Genomic DNA, 21,613 nt, shown 5'->3' with positions numbered 1-21,613 from the left:
TCTTGTTACTCCCTTACGCCCGCACGTCGATGCGGCTGTCGGTAATGATGTCTTTTTCAAGCCCGGCCAGTTCTTCTTCCAGGCTCAATTCGTCGCCCATGCCGTCATCGATGCCTTGCTCGCCACCGTCTGCGGAATTGCCGGCCAATTGACCGTCGCCTTGTTCACGCAGGTTGAAGCTGAGGCTGTCGTTATCGAGTTGCAATCCGGCTTGTTGAAGCGCTTGCTGCAATTCCTTGGAATCTTTTTGCAGCAGATCCATTGTGCTCTTGTTATCGGCGGTGATGACGGCGGAGACACGGCCATCCTGTCCGACTTCCATCTGCACATCGACGCGGCCCATTTCCGCAGGCTTCAACTGGATCGAAATTTTGTCGTTACCGGCGTTGATGGCCTTGCTGATTTGAACCGATACCTGATCGGTGAGTGCCGGATTGGCGGTGGTGAAGCGGTTCGCATTGGCCGCCTGGGTCGAAGTGTTCTGTTGTGCCTGCTGGCTTGCGGTCGTGCTGCCAGGAGCTGTTGCAACCGGTGTTTCGCCGTTTCCGGAAATCGTTGCCTGCGCGCCACCGGCATGCAAATTCCCCTGAACCGCGCCCTTGGCATCAATGGCCGCTGTATTGGCGGACTGTGACTGGCCGCTGCCGGCTTGCTGGGCGGCTTGCTGGGCCGCGGCTCCGGCGTTTGCAGCCTGACCGGCGACTTGTTGCGCCTGGGTCTGACCACCTGCGTTGTTTGCGCCTTGCGCCTGCTGATTACGCAGCGAGGCTGGTGTGCTGTCAGCGGCAAGAACCGTAGCAGACGTCAACGTTGCACTGGGTTTGGAAACCATCGTCGCTTTTTCATCGGTTACGGTAACCGACACGTCAATCTTGTTGCCATTGCCGACCATTTTTGAAATCTGGGCGGCCTGTTCTGCGGCTTTGCTGGTGTCTTTGGCCTGTGCTTCGCCAGCCGCCTGACTGGCAGCATTGGCCGTGTTTTGTGTCTGCGCCGGGTTCTGGCCATTGGTAAGGTTGTGGGTCTGGTTTTGCGCCTGTGCGTTGGCGGCATTGCCTGTCGCTTGGCCGGTGTTGGCGCTGGCGCCCTCAGTTTGTTTACCGACACTCGCGATGGCTGCGTTCAGGCCTTCGTTGGCGTTTGTCTTAACAACGCCGCTTTGAGCATTTTCCTGGGCCTGTCCGCTGGCTTGTCCGGGAAGGGCATTGCCTTGCGTGTTTTCAAGCAAGGTGTTGAGCATCTGCTTGGCCGTTGAAGCGGTTGCGCCTTCGTTTGCTGTCTCGCCCTTGTTGCCATTGGCAGCTTTGTTTTCGTTTTCGCCTTCGCCCTTGGCGGCGGCTTGTTCTCCATCACCGCTATCGGTAGTGTCGGTGGTTTCGTCAGAACCGGCTTCCTGATTGGAGGCCGCGTCATTATCTGAAGAATCGCTGGCGTTATCATCACGGTTGGCGGTTTCACCGTTATTATCGCCGTGTTGGGAATTTTCATGAGAGTCGTCGGCCGTTTCCGCAGTTTGTGGGCGACTGTCTTGCGAACGATCATTTGCATAATCGTTTGACCTGTCTGGCTGGCTTGACGCGTCACGATCGGAAACCCGTTCGGAGCGCTCGTCGCCATCAGCCCGATGGCCATCATTGTCATTGCGGTCGCTGGCGTCGTCTCGTGGTTGTTCCGTTGCTGCTTGCGCGTTTTCGGAGCGTTCACTAACACCGGTAATACCGGCCTTGTTTGAAAGGGTGTTGAGGCCACCATCAACATGGACGCCGTTTTTGCGAATAATATCTGCGAAATCAATGCCCGAGCCACTGCTCTGCCCAGTCCCTTTGTTTGAAGGGGTTCCGCCATCCGTTACGATAGTTGATTTAACCGTACTGATATCCGTAGCCATTGTTCATCCTTTAAATAAGGGGCGAGAAATAAATTCACCCCTTATCTAGCAAATGCCGGGCCAACTTTTTGTACTGGCTTAACTATTTGAAATTAAAGGAAATATTTTTTAATCTGGATAGCATCATGGGGGATTCCTGGCCCTGCCCGGCAAAACTTTCTGCGCTGAAATGGGAAGAATGTGCCGCCGGGCGCTAAAAACCTGACGGGACGGGGGCCATGGATGTGGGAGAGGGAGCTGTTGCCGACTCTGCCTTGGTATCGGTGTTAAAGAGCCCGCCTGAAATATTTTTGTTTATATCAATCAACGCCGTCAGGCTATCCGGATTGGGATCGCGCATGGCTTGCAGCGTATGGCGGTCGACAAACAGGCTGAGTTCAAGAAAGTTAGCGCGCAGCTTGGCCGTGCCGCTGGTCGGGTTTTCGACAATATTGGATTGAATGAGCGTCCATAGCTTTTGATTGAATTTCAGGGCGTCCGTGTACAGGGCGTAGCCTTCCTTGCCCGGGGTATAGTTATCGCGAACAACGCTAAGCTCGTGGATAGCGCGGGCCAGCGCCCTGCGCTCAAGCTCACGCAAGCTGATCGTCGTGTGTTGTGCCGTTGCGTAGGTTTGATAACCGCGGGATTGCATGGGTAAACCTTAAAAAATTATCCAGAATGCAGAATTGACGTCAATATGGTGCCGTTTTGAAAAAACAGACCAATACCGGTCGCGGATAAATCGTGACGTGTTTGCAAGGCGAGCAGGTTTGCCTGCTCTTCATCCAGGTTGGTGGCGATAAGCCTGTCTACCCCTTCGCCCAGCAAATCGATAAACTCGCTGGCAAAATCCAGTCGTGAATTAATGATGCTGTCGCCGGTGCTGATGGTCGCCCTTGTCCGTGCCAAAGCCGCTATCGCTGCATCGATTTCAGCAATTGAGGAATCAATACCGGTATCGGTGGCATAGAGGTTGGCGGCATCGACTTCAGTCAGGCTCAGGGCGCTTACCGTTGAGGCGACGCCCTCTAAATCAAAAACATTGCCGCCATTTTCATTTAAGGAGACCGTTAAGGTATCAGGTTCCGTTTTCAACAGGTTTGTGCCCGAATACGAGGATTCCCCGACCAGCTTTGAAATTTTGCTTAATGTCAGGTCGAGCTGGGTTTCGGCTGAACTGCGCGTCGCATTGGTGGCGATGATGCCATCGGTTGACGAGGACAGCCCCAAATCCGTTGCTAATGTGTTGGTTGCGTTCGAGATAACAACGTCTTTTCCGTCTGATGCGGAAATGACAATGGCGCTGCCATCGGAAACCGTTGCCGATAGGTCGGCGATACCGTCGATCTGGGCGACCAGAGATGTAAAGGTCGATCCATTGGTGTTGGTGATTGTCGTCGTCGTGCCATCATGGGTAATGGTGAATGAATCATCGTCAATGACCCCACCCAGGGTGCCTGTTATGACATCTGCTTCTGTCGTAACAACGTTGCCGGTGGCGGTTGTCGCCGTGGCACCTGAAACGGCGCCACCCTTTGCAGCAGCGGCCAGCAACTTGGCTGTCGTCAGCAAACTTGTTATTTCATCAATATCGGCAAGGGTGCCACCGGTAACTTCCGCCGCGTCAACCAGTTTTTCCTTGGAATTCAATAACTGGGTCGAACGGGTGGATAATTCCTTGGCGTCAAAAAATGCAGCCACCCCTTCAAGGGGGCTGGAAACGCGAATACCGGTCGTAATTCGCTTGGAGGCGGCATCAATTAACTGTTTTGCCTGAACCAAGGAACTCAGGTTTCTCTGGGTCGGACTGGCAAGGGGGAAATCGACCATCGCTCTATCTCCAGACTCAAAAAACATCATGGCAACAATTGCCACGGAAATACCAAAATCCCTCAATCCAGATGGTTCGCGGCCTCTGTTCGGACTTCTACGAGGGAGGCATCGCCACATCATCGTCATTTTAACGATGAGGGTTTTTACTAAAACCTTAACCTGATGGTTCCCAGATCATCATCAGACCATCGCTCATAATAGCGAATTTTGGCAAAAATTGGAATAGTTTAGGTTGGCAGGCTTATTTTCATGGGTAATGGTATTAATGGTTCCTCTTTTACGAAGGATGCCGGGGGGCAGCCTCACGATAATAATTCCGGATGGGATTTATAATATTCGTGGGAAACCTGCCCCTTCATCAAGTAAGGCAGAAAACTGTAGATTTCCAGCTGACCGTATATCCTGTCTGATGTGTCCAGGCTGCAATCCTTGTTGATTTGCTGACAAAGTTTACGGAAACGCTCGTCTATGGACGGTGTAGGATTGTAGGTTCCGTCCATGCGGTCTGTCATCTCCATGGTGACGTTTAGGATGTCTTCTTGCGTATTCTCATGCAGTTCGATCTGCTCCCTGACGAAGCTATCAGACGTACATGAAAACAGAATTTCCTTGTCATAGGCAATTTCACGTAAGGACAGGTTTCTTTCATAGCGATGTGAATAGTAACTTTTAAAAATAGCTAGATCGTCCTTGGAGATTAGAAATATGGGAGTGAACATGGCGTTCACATACACTGATGGTATGCCAAAGATGAGAGAGAGCGCTTCCGGCCCTGAGGTTGTTTTTATCATGAAATCGCTCTGGGAGACGAAATACGGTTCAACCAGCTGTGTGTAGGCCGGATGAAAAGGGGCGTCGATAACGTGTTGCCCTAAATCAGGCAAGGGCGTCATCTTGTTGTCGCCTAATCTGACAACATAGTAATCTTTATCTACAAGGTGTTTGATGGCTGGAATATAATTGGCAATGCTTGAGTCTCTAACCCCGTGGCCTTCGAGGCTGGGGAAAAATCCTGAGTCACGAACGTAGAGTGTGACAATTTTTGCATCTACCGGTATCCCCATGGCACTGCGCAACGCCATACCTTCTGCCAATTCAGCCTCTGTAAGAACGGCACGATAGGAAAATTGGCCATCGCGGGCTTTTTCGACAGCCTGAACCATCAGATCGGCAACGGATTCCAGAACAATTGTGCGATCATCCAATTGATACGTTCCGATGCTTTTTCCGTGCTGATTGTAGGCCGCCATTTGCGGATCATGTGGATCTTCTACAAAAAACAGGTCTCGAAGGGAGATATCGAAGACAGGCTGGCTAATCGCTAGCCCTCTTGGCGGGGTCACGAAAATAATGTCGTACTCAGCCGGGTCGTAGATGCATTTTAGTAAAAAGGGCTCAATGATGAGGTGCCCGATCCTTCCTATCAAGCGTAGCGGCACAATGACTTTCGGTTTGCCGCGGCCAATATCATCATTAACAAATTGATTTATTGGATCGACATGCAGTTTGAACAGATGTTCATCCAGAGCCTTATTCAACTGGCTGGCCCTTGCATGATCCGGGCTGACCTCAAGCGCCCTTGTGCAATATCCAATAGCAGCCTTTAAATGTCCAACCTCAGCATGGATCGTCGCCAGGTCCGTAAGGGCCTCTACATCGTCTGGTTTCAATTGAAGTATCCTTCGCAAGAAGGATATACCTTTTTTCTGGTCGCCACCCTTGATGTAGGCGGCGGCTAATGTGGAGATAATATCGGGATTGTTCGGACAGTCGCCGACGATATGAAGCAATTTTGATATGGCTGTTTCAAACTCACCCATAAGGATGAAAAGATAGGCCTGAAAGTGCCGGGCTTCGAGGTTCTTGGGGAGTTCTGCAAGGATGCCATCGCAAATTTCTTTGGCCTTCTTAATATCCCCATTCTCGGCGCACTTCATGGCCAGGGTTAAATCTTGGGTGTCATCTTGCATGCAATAGTCTCCGGGATTTCAGACTAACGAATCCTTACGCCCAGTATGAATTATACAAAGATGGAATTATATCTGTATGCATTAGCGGGCAGATAAAACACTTTCAAAAGCATCCAATTTCTCGTGGATATCCTTCGGTCCAAAAATAGATAAAAACAGCATAGATTCGCCCGATAAACCCTGCGCTTGTTTTATCACCGTCGGTTCACTGTCATTGTTGACCGCCAATAGAATGACCATCGGTTGGTCAGAAGATTGCAATACATTGGTTGGACGGATTTCGATACTGTTGCAAGGAAGGTATTTACCCAGCCTTTCGGACTGATCATCAATGGCAAAATCAATTAATTCACCGATCCCCAGGGCCGTTAGCGCCACATTGGCTCTGCCGCCACTGCCATAAAGGATAATGAGAAAGCCTGAATCCGCAGCTTTCTTTAATGCCTTACGGAGCCTTGCTCCGTACTGTTTGACCTTTGTTGCGTAATTTTCCGTCGAAGCCAGATGCTCCGTAAGCAAAGTCTTGTCTGTATCGGTTTCACTTTTATCAGATCGACGCGAAAGAGTGGACATGGTACCACCACTGAAATCGTAAGAGTGGCTTTCAAAGGGTTTGAAACCCTTGCGAACCAGTAATTCCTTCAAGACGGGCCTGGTAAAATTCGAGATATGTTCCTCCCATAACAAGGACACGTCACCAAGAGCGAGGGCGGGCCCAAAATCCGGAAGGTCAATAAACAGCAACCCGTCATCGGCGAGCAGCAAATCCGCACACTCGAGAAAACTGTCAATATCTTCGACGTGTTCAATAACTTGACGGGAAAGGACCAGGTCGAATTTTCCATTTTCAGCAAGAGCTTTCTCTGCGATTTCAGGTGTCATCATTGAATGGAAGATACGCAGATCAGACTTGCTTTGGGCCTGTGAACTGGACACGGGATTAGGTTCCACCCCAAAAAGATTTATTACGCCCCGGCTTTGCAAGGCTTCGAGAAATTTTCCGTCGTTACAGCCGATCTCGAATGCCGACCCCGGTACTCCATGAGAAAATATCGTGTCCAGTTCGTGTTCGAGATGGGGTTCTTTTTTCCAGGAACTGAAGTTGAAATTATAGGCGCTGTATAGAACATCGGGATCGATGGGATTGGCGATCTGGACCAGTCCGCAATGCTGGCAAACGACATGGCGTATATCGAAGGTATCTTTGGATTGATTAGCCCTTTCCAGAAGTTGGTGGGCGATTGTCATTCCTTTTATTTCTATCATTTGCCGCAGAGAGGTACCGTGGCACAGCATGCATTGGGTGTTCATATAGGCTTCTTTGTTCTTGTTACTTTGAAAATAGACTGCCTAGGGCGCCAAGATGCTATCATGAATGAGTAAGAGCCACCAAAATTCGACCTGATTCTCCATCCCAGATAGAGTCCTGGAAACAGGGTTTGCCAGTGAGTGCATGATGACTACCGGAAAAACGTTAATCGTGGGGGCTTCCGGCTATGTGGGAAGACATCTGTTCGATCTCATCGGTCACGAAGCAAGCACGGGAACCTATAATCAATCGGTCATACCCGATTGTTTAAAATTTGATGCCGGGACCATGGGATTGGCTGATCTGAATTTTAATATGTCGGAATATTCCCAAGCTGTCTTGCTCAATGGTGAAACGAATCCGGACGCTTGTGCAAATGATATTGAACGTTCTGAAAGCATCAATGTTACCCAGATTATCAAGCTGATTGATGAACTCTACGCCAATGATATCAGGCCTGTATTCATTTCAACCGAGGCTGTTTTTGATGGCAGGAAGGGTAATTATGTTGAAGAAGATGAACCAAATCCCATCCTTGTCTACGGTCGACAAAAGGTGGAAGTAGAGCAATATCTATTGGCAAAGGGGCACCCCTTTCAAATAATCAGATTGTCCAAGATCTATGATTCCAGTCCCCAGGCAGGATCGTTTCTTGGAAACTGGTATAGCCAAATAACCGCTGGTGAAAAGGATATACCGTGCGCCGAGGACTTTATTTCTTGCCCCGTCCATGTTGATGATGTCAGCAAGGCCATAAGGGCGCTTGTTGCCCTGGATGAAAACGGTATCTTCCATGTTGCCGGTCCCCAGGCATTGAGTCGCTACGGTATTTGCCAGATACTTGCCGACGAAATAAAGCTCCTTCAACCGATGGAAGCCTGCATTCGGCCCTGTAGTATTAACGACTTTCCAACTGTCGAACCGCGGCCTTTGAATATTTCCCTTAATGCTGAAAAGACCATTTTGCGAACCGCCTTGAACTTTAGGGATGTGGGTTCGGTCTGCAGAGAGATGGTGCAAAATTTATCTTCTTCGCTACAATAATAAACAGACTTAACAAACATCCGGTTTCATGTCTGATACTTCAAATTCATCTATCGATTTCCTGGATCAATATGATGTGCGTCGCGATGAGGGCGCACGAACACCTGGTTTCTTTTGCTTGAAGAGCCCCGTCTCAATAAACAGGGAAGTCCTGGATGACCTGAAGCGGTTTTCCAATTCCAGGGGTGAAGATGTCCGGCTTTCCCTTCATCAAAAACCGGAAGCCGCATTTCATGACATGCTGATTGTGCAAAGACGTGAAAATGGTTATCGCAGGCCTCATAGGCATTCAATAAAGGGAGAGACCTGGCACCTGCTTGAAGGAGAAATGGGGGCCTTTGTTTTTGATCTGGATGGCAACGTAACAGACAGTTGTTTAATGCGACCAGACGATTTTTTTCTTTATCGTCTTGAAGCTAATCATTATCACACCGTCATTCCCTTGAGCGATTTCGCTATCTTTCACGAAAGCAAACCCGGCCCTTTCCTGGCTGAAGGCGATAGCATTTTTCCGCCATGGGCGCCCGATAACAGTGACGCCGGGGTTGCCGAAGCCTATCAAAACAATCTCATAAACGCGCTGGTTAGGGATTAGGTTTTGAACACGGTCCCGGAAAAAAACAAATGCGTTCCGGAGCCTCTCTTCCTGGATAATCTGTATAACCAGATTAAGCGGCGTCTTGACCCGAAACGACTGGATGGCAAGGCTGTCCTTGTTCAAATTCCACAAGTTCCGCCTCAACTCGTTGAAACAGAGATCGCCAGGAACCGGGGATATTTTGCATATCCTCCCCACGGTTTGTTTTACCTGTCCGGCGAACTTGAGCGTCTTGGTGTCAGTTCCGTCATTAGCGACTTGAATCTTGAGGTTCTGAAAGCGGCCAGCGAAGGTATCGAAAATCTGGATAAAATCTGGCAGGGGTGCCTTGAACAGATTTTCCCCAGGGATCAGAGTTTTTTTATCTGCCTGTCTTTTATGTTCGATTCAACTTTCCCTCAGCTTAAGTCCGTCTGCTCCTGGATCAAAGATACCTATCCGGCTGTACCGATCATTGTTGGCGGGGTGGCCGCGACGGCGGACCCGGATCGCCTTCTGCGGGGCAATCTGGCTGATATAGTCGTTGCTAACGAGGGCGAATTGGGCCTGTCGGGGTTGGTTACTTTCTTGCGAAAAGAAAGCCAGGAGGAACCCCCGAACTTGTTCATGCTGGATGACGAAGACGGGAGATCTGTTACCAGCACCCGAAATGCCTTTGGCGCAGGGGTTCATTTCGACATCCGTGAGCAATTTAACAAAATTGATCTTGCCGAGTACTGTAAATTCGGATCATTGAATAACTTCTCCCGGATCAAAGGCGTCGATGTGCCATACGCCACTATCCTGACGCGCAGGGGGTGCCGGGCCCGTTGTACATTTTGCAGCGTTCGGAATTTTAACGGCCCCGGAGTCCGCACTCGGGATGTGGATCATGTTGTCGATGAGATGGTTGATCTTTGGCAGCATCACGACATCCGTCATTTCGAGTGGCTTGATGATGACCCGCTCTATGACCGTGACTTTGCTCTCAATCTTTTCAATCAAATTGCGGAACGTCTGCCGGGTGCGACATGGTCGGCCAACAACGGCATGATCGCCAGTTCTGTAACCCCGGAAATCCTTGCGGCGCTGGAAAAAAGCCACTGCCTGGGCTTTACGGTAGGGTTGGAAACGGGTAATCCCGAAATGCTGAGAAAGATCAAAAAGCCGGCAACGATTGAACGGTTTCTTCAGTTTGCACAGATGTCGAAAGATTTTCCCGGCATCTTCTATATCGTCAATTTTATCCTTGGTTTGCCGACGGAAACTTTTGGACAAATGCTCGATTCATTTGACGTCGCCCGTGTATCGAAACTCGACTGGAACAACTTCTTTAATTTTCAACCCTTGAAAAATACGGATGCCTATTTGGCCTACGCAGGGCTGGAGGACGACGACATTGATGATCAATTGATTAAACGTGGCACGACTGTTGATTTTAATCCGAACCGGGCAGGTGTCTTCAATGCAAAGGACGATGACGGATTGATCAGGGGATATGCAATTTTTGACATGCCCCTCGATGCGGCACCGGCCCGAAACCAGATTCGGGAAATTTGGTTTACGTTCAATTATGTCGCCAATTTTCTCAGGTTGCCGGCACTTGAAACGGAAAACGAAACACGCATCGAAAATGCGGTTAAATGGCTATTAGCACTCGGCCATGCTTACCAGGACAATCCGGCAATAAATTGTGTTCTCTATTTCCTTGAACGCAGATTGGGTAAAAACCGTTCAGTTCTCAATAACCAGAGGGATGCCGCCTTTATGAAATTCAAGAAAAGCGAGTACTGGAGCGAAAGGGACAGGGAATTCAATTTTTCTGCTTTTCTTGAAAATGAAATCCCAATGATTGACCCCCGAGCAAGCCGGGGCAGCGACGGGGAATTGCTTACTCGAAAAAAATAAAACCGTAATCACCCGTGTAACCGTTCTGATTATAAAGCCAGACCCATTCCTCGGTTGAATAGAATGACTGGCAGGTCAGTTGCCAGTATAGCAGGTTGGCTTTTTCGCTCTCGTTTCTGAAAGATTCAAGCAGGATGTATTTTTTGTCAGTCTTGCCGACCCGCTGGACTTCCTGAATGGCTTTATACAGATCGAAGACTTTCAGGTTGTGAAGGGTATTGAGCGAATAGACAAAATCAAATTCCGCCTCTGCGAATGGTAAATCGGTGGCGTCGGCGACTTTAAGGTAAGGCCTGACTTCCTCTTTGGCATGTTCGATCCCGTATGTAGATACATCAACGCCTGTGATCTCGATACCGGGAACAACTTGAGTCAATTCATACAGCAGGAAAGCCTTGCCGCAACCGACATCCAGTATTTTGTCTCCTGCTTTTAGTCCATAATGACGGGCCATGGCTTCGGCGACGGGCCGCCAGCGGCCATCGTAGGTGTAGCCCCCGTAACCATAGCAACGATCACCATCCCAGTAATCCTCGCCCCATTGTTTGGCGACCTGGGTACAAGCGGCTTTGTCATGATCGACCACGCGCTGGACATAATCGCGCTTGGTGCTGGTATGCAGCGAACTTATGAAATCGATTTCCTGCATGGGCTCTCTTGATCTTAAACAAAACAGGCGTGATCTTCATCCAGCGACAGATGTTCGATCAGGGTCAAGTTCTTTTCATTACTGACGCAATGATGTTTGCACATTTTTGACGGGTTTACGGCGTCCATGCGTTGCTTGTTTTCTTCTGAAAACCAGAAATCCTTGAAGGAGCGATCTTTGATAGAGCCCAGCAATCCATCTTTGTTGTAGGCCTTGTCCTGACAGGTATAAACATTGCTATCGGCGCCGATGATGGTCAGGTAAGTCAGGAAAGGGCAGCTCGTATAGGTCTTCTCGAACCGGTCTTCCAGAAGGTGATAGTGATTGACGATGGAAAATCCATCACCCTCAAGGGCCTTCGCCTTTTCGATCAGGGCCATGGTTTCTTCGGCGATGTCCTGGTGATAGGCATTGTTCTTGCGGCCATCGTTGTTGATGATAACGCCATACAATTTAACATGCTGAACACCAGCATCCTTCAGTTGGGCGCATATATCATAGATGTGCGTGTAGTTTTTGTTATCGATAATGAAGCTCGTCCCCAGTGTGCATTTGCTGGAACGGGCAGAAAAACTGCGCAAATTTTCGATCAGTTGGCTAAAAGCGCCTTCCTTGATGTCCCTGGCCTTGGCGTAACTTTCATCATCCCAGCCATCCAGGGAAATCCTGATCCATGTGGCGTATTCTGCAAAAGCATCAGCGACCCGGCCCTTAAGGTTGGAACCGTTACTTAAAGCCCCGATGCGAATGCCGCCGGCGGCCAGATTTTTAATGGTTTCCGGCAATTGTTTGTACAACAGCGGTTCCCCGCCGCCTGAAAATGTAACGGCCTTGACCCCCATATCGATAACGTCATCGACGATCTGGGCCATTTTATCGGCCGGAATCACATCATCATGGTCCATGTCTTCGCCAAGTTGAAGATTGGATACCCGGTAGGCGCAATACCAACAATCGTGATTACATTTGTTGACTGGTTTTATGCGGATATGGACAGGGGCAAGAACGCGTCCTTCGCGCAGGGCCTGAATGCGGCCCGGGAATTGCAGGAATTTTTGGTTGTTATAGATGCTCGACAACTGTGATTTCCTGCATTTGTGAAAAAGGATTGCGGATGTGGCGAATCATAACCTCATCGCTAACTGTACAACAGGTTGATTAAATAAAATTGACGTGTTCAACCAGGCCTTCTCGCAAATTGAACAGGTAGCGATTGACCTCGTCCATTCGGCAGTTCTTTCGGCATTTACTGATATCGAGTTCATTTTTGACATAATGAAAGCTCTCTTCGCGACCGCTTCCTTCCCATATTGACTTGAAGGTCTGATCCATAATGCTGCCGTACATGAATTTTTCGTGCATCAAATAGGCATTGCATCCAGAGACATTGCCATCGGCCATAATATGGGCAAGGAAGAAGGGCGTGGAACTGCAATAACTGTAGCGTTCCGCGTCTACCTCTTCGTGTTTTTTCATGGTGTTGGAGCGGAAAATCAGGTCAAAGGTGTCGGTGTTCAGGTGTTTTAGAGACGCTTCCAACTCGATGAAGTCATTGTAATCAATATTCTTGTAGGTTTCCGTTTCGCTATACAAATGTTGGGAATAAGGTTTAACGACAAGATAGTCGAGCCCGATTTCATCTCGGCCTATGCGGGCGAGGGTTTCAATTTCGGAAGCATTTTCAGGCAGAAGAAGAATTTGTGCGCCAATGGTGCATGTCCATCCATGCCGCTTTTTAGCCAAAACAGCTGCTTTGAGATTGTTTATGACCTTTTGAAATTCGGCTTCCTTGGTGCGATGAATTTTCGCGTAGGTTTCTGCGGTCCCGGCATTTAACGAGGCCTTGATCCACGAGGTCAGTGGCAGGGATTGTTCGATAAACGCTTTATTCAGGTTGACGGCGTTTGTCGTGAAAGAAACATCGATACCTGCATCCGTCGATGCCTTGACCATTTGGTTGATTTTTTTGTGCAAAAGCGGCTCGCCTTCGCCTGCGAACATAATGCTTTTGATGCCAAGCTGGCCCATTTCGTTAATTCGCCGGGAAAAGATATCGGCATCCAGCATCTGGCTTTTGTAACCAATGTAATCAAAGGCGCAAAAAACACAGCGATGATTACAGGCGCCAACAGGGGACACTTCTACATAAATTGGATAGACGCTTTTGGCTTTTTGCCAATCATCCCCAGCCTCAAGATACTGCGCGACCCGCTCTGGATGATAGATAAGTTTATGGCTTTCGATTCCAAATTTATCCAAAACAGCTTCCTTTCTGGCTTCTGTTTATTATTCTTATAACATTCGGCATTTGGCGCTTCGTCTTGCCGGTATCGCTATAAGTGGGGATTTTTGTTTCTGAATCAAGTGCCGTTTGACCGGGTTTTGATACCTGCATAGAATAATCCGTTAAAATTAAAGGGGTTGAAAAAGTGCGTAGTCTGGTTACCGGCGGGGCAGGATTTATCGGTAGCCATCTGGTTACGACATTGCTGGATTTGGGCCATGACGTCTGTGTGCTCGATAATTTTTCGACCGGTCGTCCGCAGAATCTGGATCACGTAAAAGACAATCCGCACTTGCAAATTCACCAGGTCGATATTGGCTCCGGCGCGGATATGGGAGCCTTTTTTGATGGTGTCGAACGGGTTTACCATCTGGCGGCTTTGGCCGACATCGTGCCGTCAATCGAGCAACCCGAAGCCTATCACCGGGCTAACGTTGATGGCACCTTTCATGTCCTGCAGGCGGCCAACCGGGCGGCGGTGAAACGATTTGTCTATATTGCCTCCAGTTCCTGCTACGGCCTTCCCGATATCAACCCGACGCCTGAAGATGCCGACATCCGTCCCATGTATCCGTACGCCCTGACAAAATATGTCGGTGAAACCTACGCCATGCACTGGGCCCAGCTTTATGGATTGCCGGCGGTGTCCTTGCGGCTGTTCAATGTTTATGGACCGCGCAGCCGGACTTCGGGCACATATGGCGCGGTGTTCGGCGTTTTTCTGGCCCAGAAACTGGCGGGTAAACCGTACACGGTGGTTGGCGACGGCACCCAAACCCGCGACTTCACCTTTGTCAGCGATATTGTCAGCGCCATTCTGGCGGCAGCCGATTCCGACCTTTCGGGCAAAATTATGAATGTCGGCTCTGGCGACACTTACAGTGTTAACCGGTTGGTGGAATTGCTGGGTGGAGAGGTCACCTATATTCCGAAACGCCCCGGCGAGCCTGACTGTACCTTTGCCGATACGCAGAAAATTCGGAAGCTGTTAAATTGGCAACCAAAAGTTTCTTTTGAAGACGGCGTCAAGGAAATGTTGGACAATATTGATTATTGGCGTGAAGCGCCGGTCTGGGAACCTGCTTCCATAGCGGAGGCAACGACCGGCTGGTTCAAGTATCTGGCTGGAAATGATGGATAGGGCTGCAATGGAGCATATGTCCAAAGTTCGGACAATCGAGGAAATGGCGACACTTATGGACGCAGCACGGGCTGATGGTAAGACGCTTGTGCTTGCCCACGGCGTCTTTGATTTGCTTCATATGGGCCATGTTCGTCATTTGAAAACAGCCAAAAAAGAAGGCGATATTCTGGTCGTTTCCATCACCGCTGACGCCTTCGTTAACAAAGGGCCAGGTCGGCCAATTTTTTCACAGGATATGCGCGCGGAAATGCTGGCGGCGTTGGAATGCGTTGATTTTGTCGCCATCAACCACATGGCCAGCGCCGAACCCATGATCGAGGCGGTCAAGCCCGATGTTTATGTTAAAGGGTCGGACTATGAAAACGCCGATGAAGATATAACCGGCAAAATTACCGATGAACAGTTAACCGTCGAACGTCACGACGGCCGGGTCATGTTCACCAAGGACATTACCTTCAGTTCTTCTTCTCTGATCAATCATTACCTGGACGTCTACGATGCCCCGCTTCGCGACTATCTGAATGAATTGCGTCAACAGGACGGGTTGCAACGCTGTCTGGAACTGATCGAGGCGGTCAAGGATATGCGTGTTGTCGTCATTGGCGACACCGTTATCGACGAATATAAATATGTGACGCCTTTGGGTAAGCCATCAAAGGAAAACATTATTGCGGTGCAGTTTGAAAACGGTGAAACCTTCGCCGGTGGTGTCATCGCCGCGGCCAAGCACGTTGCAAGTTTTTGCGGCCATGTCGACGTCATTACCTCGCTTGGGAAACTGGACAGTCAGGAAGACCTGATCCGCACCAACCTGGAAGACAATATCCATTTAAATCTGCTTTATCGTAATGATGCGCCGACGACCCGAAAGACCCGCTATATCGATACATCGTATATGGGCAAACTGTTTGAAGTGTACGATTTCAAGGACCATCCGCCATCGGCGGAAGGCGAGGAAAAACTACGCAGCATTATCAACGATAAAATAAAAGATGCGGATCTGGTTATTGTCACCGATTTCGGGCATGGATTGATCACTCAGGATGTCATCGCGGATTTGTGTGAAAATGCCCCCTTCCTGGCTGTTAATGTTCAAACCAACGCGGGCAACCACGGATTTAATTTTGCCACCCGTTATCCCCGGGCCGACTTTGTCTGCATCGACACCCCCGAAGCCCGCCTTGCGGTGTCTGATAAATATGCCGATGTGCAAAAGCTGATTTCGGAACTGTTGCCGGAAAAAATTGATTGCGACCGTTTCATTATTACCCTTGGCCTGCACGGCAGCATGACCTTTCAGCGAGAAAGCGGAAAGGTTCACAGAATTCCCGCGATAACGGATCAGGTGGTCGATACGGTTGGCGCAGGGGATGCCTTTTTTGCGGTCGCCGCCCCCCTTGTCCTTGCCAGTGGATCAGTAGAACTGGCCGCTTTTTTGGGTAATGTGGCGGGCGCCATCAAGGTCGGGATTGTCGGTCATCGTAAGGCTGTCGACAAAATTACCCTGACGAAGTTTATCAATGCAGTGTTGAAATAAGCCGCTGCGAGTGATCTGAACGTATGCACATTGGCCTCGATTTTGATAACACCATCGCAGGATACGAGGAACTGATCCGTTGCTTTGCTGCTGAAAAAGGCTGGATAGAAGCCTCGAAACCGGGTGGTAAACAAAGCCTTCGCGACGGCATTCGTCAATTGCCGGGTGGGGAGCAAAAATGGATGACTCTGCAGGCAGAAATTTATGGGCCGCGTATGGGCGAGGCCGAATTGATCGACGGGGTCGCCCATTTTCTGCGGGAATGCCAAAACAAAAATGAGAAGGTTTCCATCATTAGCCACAAAACAACATACGCGGCGGCGGCTCCGGACGGCGTTGATTTGAGAAAGGCGGCTTTGGCATGGATGGAAGGGCAGGCGTTTTTTACGGACAGGGGTTTTGGGCTGAACCCGGACAACGTCCATTTTGCCGATACGCGAGGCGAGAAATGCCAAATGATTGGTGCCTTGGGGTGCGATTTGTTTATTGATGATTTGCGCGAGGTCTTTGCCGACTTGGGCTTTCCTAAAAATGTAAAAAAAATACTGTTTGAGACAGAACCAGGGCTTCCCGCCGGGCCTGAGATGCAAGTTTGTTGTTCATGGTCGGAAATTCAGGACAGTGTCTTTGGCGGGGGTTCGCTCAGTGGATGATAGCTGGCTAGCATGGATACAATCAGCAACCGGAGAAACAGTCCGTGGCTTTTCTGCCGTGCCCCATGGCGCCAACAACAGACTTTTTCGCATCGACTGTGAAAGTGGAAAACGATTTGCCTTAAAAATCTACCCCAAAACCGATGGTGATACCCGTGACCGGCTATCTGTTGAATTTGCGGCTTTGTCGTTTTTGGCGAGCCGGGTTCCCGGCATCATTCCGACGGCCTTGGTGTGTGATAAAAATCTTGGTGTTGGTCTCTACGAATGGATCGATGGCGACAAGGTTGAATCCCCGTCGGCGGATGATATTGATGCGACACTGCATTTTGTCGCGCGGATGAAGGAATTCAGTAGCGACGATGACGCCGGATTGCTCGGCACGGCATCGGAAGCCTGTTTTTCATTCGACGATCTACAGGATCAGATCACAAACCGCTACGGCAAGCTTCTGGCCGTCGCCGCGACCGAACAGGCGTTGGAAAATTTTCTGAACGAACAGTTTGATCCGCACTTTCGCGGACTCTCCACGGCCGCTTTTGAAAGATTGTCCGGGCACCCCGATCTTCGATCTGTAGATCCGCGATATCGATGCTTAAGCGCCTCTGATTTTGGCTTTCACAACACTTTAAGACGTGCAGACGGGAATCTGGTTTTTGTTGATTTTGAATATTTTGGCTGGGACGATCCGGTGAAGCTGGTTTGTGATTTTATTTTGCATCCGGGAATGGATATCAGCACGGCGAACAAACAGCAGTTCTGGAAAGGGGCGCGGAAAATATTCATAAGCGACCCGACCTTTGATGAACGCTTTGATTTGTGTTTTCCGTTCTATGCCTTGCGGTGGTGTATGATCCTGTTAAACGAGTATCTTCCCGAACGCTGGCAACGCAGACAGGCGGCGGGGACCATGGACGGGCTTGAACAGCGCAAGCACCAGCAATTGTTAAAAGCCCGGGCATGGCTTATAAAAAGCAAGGCCGTCCAAGAATGGAAGCCTGCAAAAGTAACATGAAAGAAAACATGGTCGTGCGAGATTCAAAAATCCCTCTGGATGAACGTTCGCTTTATCTGCGAAGGCTGGTGATTGAAGCGCTGGACGGCGGCGGGCGTGGCCATATTGGTTCATCCCTGTCTTTGATTGAAATCCTGCGCGTCTTGTACGACGACATCCTCAATCATGACCCGGGCAATCCAAAAGCAGATAACCGGGATCGCTTCATCCTGTCCAAGGGCCACGGGTGTCTGGCGCTTTATGCCATTTTGGCCGACAAGGGATATTTCCCAAAATCCGAGTTGCGAACATTCTGCCATCAACAGTCGATACTGGGTGGCCATCCCGAACGCGGCAAAATACCCGGTGTAGAGGCTTCGACCGGCGCTCTTGGTCATGGCTTGTCCGTCGGTGTGGGCATGGCCCTGGCGGCCCGCATAAAGGGGGCGGACCATCAGGTTTTCGTCGTTCTTGGTGATGGCGAGATCAACGAAGGATCAGTCTGGGAAGCGGCCATGTGCGCGGGCAAGCACAAACTCGAAAACCTGACGGTGCTGGTTGATTACAACAAACTGCAGTCTTACGGCGAAACAAGCATTGTTCAGGACCTTGAACCACTGGTGGACAAATGGCGTTCCTTTAATTTCAACGTCAGCCAGGTCGATGGCCATGATGTCGGGGCGCTTGGGTCAGTGCTTGCTTCCTCGCCACTGGAAGCGGCAAAGCCCAGCGCGATTATTTGTCACACGGTCAAGGGCAAGGGTATTGCCATAGCCGAACACGAACCGACATGGCACCACAAATCAAACCTTGATGCTGATCAGATCGACAGCCTTTTGGAAGGTCTTGGGGGGCGACATGCGCAAGACCTGTCTGAATAAGGTTTTCGATCTGGCCAAGAAGGACGAGCGGGTCGTCTTTATCGGTTCTGACCTGGGCGCCGGTGTTCTCGATGATATGCGCAGCGAATTGCCATCGCGGTTTTTTATGGAAGGGATCGCCGAGCAGAATGTCGTTGGCATGGCGGCAGGCATGGCGATGGAAGGCTTTATTCCTTTCGTCAATACCATCGCGACGTTTTTGACCCGGCGTTGTTTCGAGCAGATTGCGGTCGATTTATGTATGCAAAATCTTCCTGTGCGCCTGATCGCAAATGGCGGCGGGCTGGTTTATGCGCCGCTGGGATCTACCCATTTGGCAATCGAAGATATCGCGATCATGTCGGCCTTGCCCAACATGACAGTCGTCGCACCGACGGACGCGCATGAAATGACCCGCTTTATGGATGTTAACCTCGACTGGCCAGGCCCCATATACATACGGTTGGCCAAGGGCGGTGATCCGATTGTCTCAAAAGACAGCGACGGTTTTGAAATCGGCAAGGCCATTGTTTTGCGCGAACCGGGACGTGTCGGGATCATTGCGTGCGGCGTCAGCGTCAGCCGCGCTCTGGCGGCATCTGACATACTGGAAGGCGAGGGCATCACCTGTGGGGTTATGAATATGCACACACTCAAGCCCCTTGATCAAAAAGCTGTTTTGGATTGGGCTGGAAAGGTCGAGACCCTGGTAACGGTTGAAGAGCACATTTTGCAAGGTGGATTAGGCAGCGCTGTCTCCGGCTTGTTAATGGATCATGGCGATGGCCCGCTTCCAAAAGTCGTCAGGATCGGCATACCCGATCAATTTCCGACAGGCTATGGCTCTCAGGATCTGATGATGGAAAGTTTTGGTTTGCAGCCACAGCAGATTGCCCAGCGGATTAGGGAAACGGCCTGACGACCCGAACGCTTATAATAGTTGCTTGTAACGTTCCAGAAAGTCGGCGCTGACCCGGCTCAATGAAAGACCACTTGGTGTATTGGCCGCCAGTTTCTTGAAATCTTGCTGACTTTCGTTTAGCGGCTGCGTTTTTTTATCCAGTTCCAGGCATTCCTTCATGGCGGCCAGAATGTCATCCGCGTCAGGATTGACGATCTCATATTCTTCGATGGGAAAATATACGCTGGAGTTTAATTGCAGGTTTAACTGGTCGCGGAAATTTATCAGTTCACCATCGCTGCGGGATTTTGCCAAAGCCGGAATGATGACGGCCTTTGCTGAGAAGGGTGCTGCCGGTATCCACCATGAATTTGTTAAGACGAAAGGTTTTTCCATAATTTCAGCAAAGTATGAAACGCCGGAGGGGCCGAACAGGCAAACAGAGGCATTGCTAAACAAACAAAAGTCATTGGTGAATGATGCCAGAGGACAATTGGCGTAATCGACGACACCAAATTTGGAGAAAATTTGCGGATGATGTTCCCGACCGACTTGCACCAGATGGTATCCCTGGTCTTTGAGATATTCCAGCGCCGGCATGTAAGTTTCGGCGTTACTGGCTTCGGGCGAGGCTGATGATTCTTCATCCTTTATCTGTATCAGGGCCAGGGGTTTCCCCTTGGCGTCGATGAAATCTTCCAGTTCTTCAATCAGCGGCAACTGCCTGTGCAATGGATTTTGATCTTGGGTCGCCAATTTCCGACGATAGTAGGCGGTCGTGTCATCAAGCAGGCCTTGTATGCTTGTTCTATACGAGGTGTACCCATCGGAGGAAACTTCAACAATTTCAGTTTTGCCTGCCATCGGGGCGACTTTGGAAGACGAAATGCCCACATCGACCGTCAAATCCGGCCGAAACAGGGCGATGGAGCGAACCATTTCCGGGGCCAGCGGGGATAGAAAAATCAGCGGAAATAAAGCCTCACCGTAAAGGGAGGCAATGGTCTTGGCGCGCTCTTCATCAGGGCCCATGTAAAGATGGGTTCCTTCCGGGTCCAACTCGCCGGTCAGGCGCATACGTGCGTAGTTGTCGAATTCGGCAAGGGTATGGCCGACGGCATCGACGGCAACATTGATAATCAGTTTTCCGTTGTTTTGCTCGAGGAACGAAACGATATCGAGGGCCGAACTGATGTTGGTGTCTTCAATGGCCATATTTCCCTCCCCCCGTACTTTTACTTCAACTCGTTTTCAACATAATCCTCAAGAGCGTGATTCCATAACCTTAATGGTTCAAGCTTGATGGAGCGCATGGATGTTTTCAGGGCCTTGGGGGCAAGCGATGGAAAGTCTGCATCTTTGACCGGATGGACCTTGTTGGACGCCCCCAACAAGGCCGCCAGTTGCTTAATAAAATCAAAATAGCTGACGATGCCCTCGTTGGCGATGTGGTAGGTGCCATAAGGCCGCTTGTTAAGGGCAAGTTCAAGTACCGCTTCGGCGGCATCCTTCACATAGGTCGGTGAGTCGATCTTGTCGTGGGCGATCTGCAACTCACGGCCCTCATCTATCCATTGCAGTACCTTGTCAACGAATCCGGGCGATGCGTTTCGGCGTGGGCCATACATAGTCGGAAAACGCACCACATAATGTTTTGGGCACCAGGTGCTCGCGAACATTTCAGCGGCGTATTTTGAAACGGCGTAGACGTTGCCGGCCCTGGGTGTGTCGTCTTCGGTATATGGTTCATCCTTGCTGCCATCAAACACCGCATGGCTGCTGGTTTGAATAAATGTGGCGTTGATGGCGGCCGATTCCTTGATCATGTTTAGAGCCGCCGTTGCGTGTAAGGCGAAGGCTTTGCCCGGGTCTTCCTCGCACGGGTTAATACCAACCATGGCAACGGAATTAATGATGACGTCCGGCTTTTGCTTGCTTATCAGCGCCTCCACGTCACCGTGGTTGAGGATATCGATATCCTGATGGGACAGGCCGGTGAAATCCACATTGCGGCTTGCACACGCCGCCTCAAAAGCGGTGCCAAAGCAACCGGATGATCCGAACAAAAGGAATTTCATGT

General features: G+C 50.1%; 19 protein-coding genes. 9 read left to right on the top strand and 10 right to left on the bottom strand.

All coding sequences use genetic code 11. The features are described 5' to 3' along the window. Positions 1–13: 13 nt before the first annotated feature. From HOL66_15140 to HOL66_15120, 5 genes are all read right to left on the bottom strand, one after another. A complete protein-coding gene (locus tag HOL66_15140) occupies positions 14–1,888 on the bottom strand; it encodes a hypothetical protein (protein ID MBT5245572.1) in 1,875 nt (624 codons plus the stop codon). 193 nt (positions 1,889–2,081) lie between these two features. Then, on the bottom strand, positions 2,082–2,522 hold the full coding sequence (locus tag HOL66_15135) for a flagellar biosynthesis regulator FlhF (GenBank protein ID MBT5245571.1): 441 nt from the start codon (positions 2,520–2,522) through the stop codon (positions 2,082–2,084). Positions 2,523–2,539: 17 nt separating this feature from the next. Continuing rightward, the gene (locus tag HOL66_15130; GenBank protein ID MBT5245570.1) at positions 2,540–3,700 is read right to left on the bottom strand and encodes a hypothetical protein; all 1,161 of its coding nucleotides are present in this window, start codon (positions 3,698–3,700) and stop codon (positions 2,540–2,542) included. A 305-nt stretch (positions 3,701–4,005) separates the two neighbouring features. After that, positions 4,006–5,673, bottom strand: a complete 1,668-nt coding sequence (locus HOL66_15125; protein MBT5245569.1) for a TIGR04372 family glycosyltransferase — start codon at positions 5,671–5,673, stop codon at positions 4,006–4,008. Between the two features lie 81 nt (positions 5,674–5,754). Beyond that, positions 5,755–6,939, bottom strand: coding sequence for a methyltransferase domain-containing protein (locus tag HOL66_15120; GenBank protein MBT5245568.1), 1,185 nt, complete (start codon positions 6,937–6,939; stop codon positions 5,755–5,757). Between the two features lie 187 nt (positions 6,940–7,126). On the opposite strand from HOL66_15120, the gene HOL66_15115 reads away from it, so the two are divergent. From HOL66_15115 to HOL66_15105, 3 genes are read left to right on the top strand one after another with little or no spacing between them, the layout of a single operon-like run. Next, a complete protein-coding gene (locus HOL66_15115; protein MBT5245567.1) occupies positions 7,127–8,026 on the top strand; it encodes a sugar nucleotide-binding protein in 900 nt (299 codons plus the stop codon). Positions 8,027–8,054: 28 nt separating this feature from the next. Next, positions 8,055–8,621, top strand: coding sequence for a cupin fold metalloprotein, WbuC family (locus HOL66_15110; GenBank protein MBT5245566.1), 567 nt, complete (start codon positions 8,055–8,057; stop codon positions 8,619–8,621). Between the two features lie 3 nt (positions 8,622–8,624). Then, positions 8,625–10,511: a B12-binding domain-containing radical SAM protein gene (locus tag HOL66_15105; protein MBT5245565.1), complete on the top strand. Its 1,887-nt coding sequence runs from the start codon at positions 8,625–8,627 to the stop codon at positions 10,509–10,511. Here HOL66_15105 and HOL66_15100 read toward each other — a convergent pair. The 3 genes from HOL66_15100 to HOL66_15090 all read right to left on the bottom strand — a co-directional run bounded on the left by HOL66_15100 (position 10,495) and on the right by HOL66_15090 (position 13,419). Beyond that, complete coding sequence (locus HOL66_15100; GenBank protein ID MBT5245564.1) at positions 10,495–11,160, bottom strand: class I SAM-dependent methyltransferase; 666 nt, start codon at positions 11,158–11,160, stop codon at positions 10,495–10,497. The genes HOL66_15105 and HOL66_15100 overlap by 17 nt on opposite strands. Before the next feature lie 14 nt (positions 11,161–11,174). Further along, on the bottom strand, positions 11,175–12,239 hold the full coding sequence (locus tag HOL66_15095; protein MBT5245563.1) for a radical SAM protein: 1,065 nt from the start codon (positions 12,237–12,239) through the stop codon (positions 11,175–11,177). 79 nt (positions 12,240–12,318) lie between these two features. After that, positions 12,319–13,419 (bottom strand): radical SAM protein, encoded by a 1,101-nt coding sequence (locus HOL66_15090; protein ID MBT5245562.1) that lies wholly within the window; start codon positions 13,417–13,419, stop codon positions 12,319–12,321. A gap of 170 nt (positions 13,420–13,589) precedes the next feature. Between HOL66_15090 and HOL66_15085 the strand changes: the two genes are divergently transcribed. From HOL66_15085 to HOL66_15060, 6 genes are read left to right on the top strand one after another with little or no spacing between them, the layout of a single operon-like run. Continuing rightward, positions 13,590–14,585: an SDR family oxidoreductase gene (locus HOL66_15085; protein MBT5245561.1), complete on the top strand. Its 996-nt coding sequence runs from the start codon at positions 13,590–13,592 to the stop codon at positions 14,583–14,585. Continuing rightward, positions 14,575–16,125, top strand: coding sequence for an adenylyltransferase/cytidyltransferase family protein (locus tag HOL66_15080; protein ID MBT5245560.1), 1,551 nt, complete (start codon positions 14,575–14,577; stop codon positions 16,123–16,125). The genes HOL66_15085 and HOL66_15080 overlap by 11 nt, the downstream gene beginning before the upstream one ends. Positions 16,126–16,148: 23 nt before the next feature. Then, positions 16,149–16,778, top strand: coding sequence for a hypothetical protein (locus HOL66_15075; protein MBT5245559.1), 630 nt, complete (start codon positions 16,149–16,151; stop codon positions 16,776–16,778). Continuing rightward, complete coding sequence (locus HOL66_15070) at positions 16,771–17,793, top strand: hypothetical protein (GenBank protein ID MBT5245558.1); 1,023 nt, start codon at positions 16,771–16,773, stop codon at positions 17,791–17,793. Before HOL66_15075 ends, HOL66_15070 begins: the two co-directional genes overlap by 8 nt. 8 nt (positions 17,794–17,801) lie before the next feature. After that, positions 17,802–18,653, top strand: coding sequence for a transketolase (locus tag HOL66_15065; protein ID MBT5245557.1), 852 nt, complete (start codon positions 17,802–17,804; stop codon positions 18,651–18,653). Further along, a complete protein-coding gene (locus HOL66_15060) occupies positions 18,631–19,551 on the top strand; it encodes a transketolase (protein ID MBT5245556.1) in 921 nt (306 codons plus the stop codon). Before HOL66_15065 ends, HOL66_15060 begins: the two co-directional genes overlap by 23 nt. Before the next feature lie 12 nt (positions 19,552–19,563). Here HOL66_15060 and HOL66_15055 read toward each other — a convergent pair whose 3' ends face one another. Further along, the gene (locus HOL66_15055) at positions 19,564–20,748 is read right to left on the bottom strand and encodes a TIGR04372 family glycosyltransferase (protein MBT5245555.1); all 1,185 of its coding nucleotides are present in this window, start codon (positions 20,746–20,748) and stop codon (positions 19,564–19,566) included. 20 nt (positions 20,749–20,768) lie between these two features. Then, positions 20,769–21,611, bottom strand: coding sequence for an NAD(P)-dependent oxidoreductase (locus HOL66_15050; protein ID MBT5245554.1), 843 nt, complete (start codon positions 21,609–21,611; stop codon positions 20,769–20,771). Between the last annotated feature and the right edge of the window lie 2 nt (positions 21,612–21,613).

The organism is Rhodospirillaceae bacterium (genome assembly GCA_018662005.1).
Lineage (GTDB): Bacteria > Pseudomonadota > Alphaproteobacteria > Rhodospirillales > JABHCV01 > JACNJU01.
Note: the sequence above shows the minus strand (reverse complement) of the source record. Positions and strands in the feature narration are given on the sequence as shown.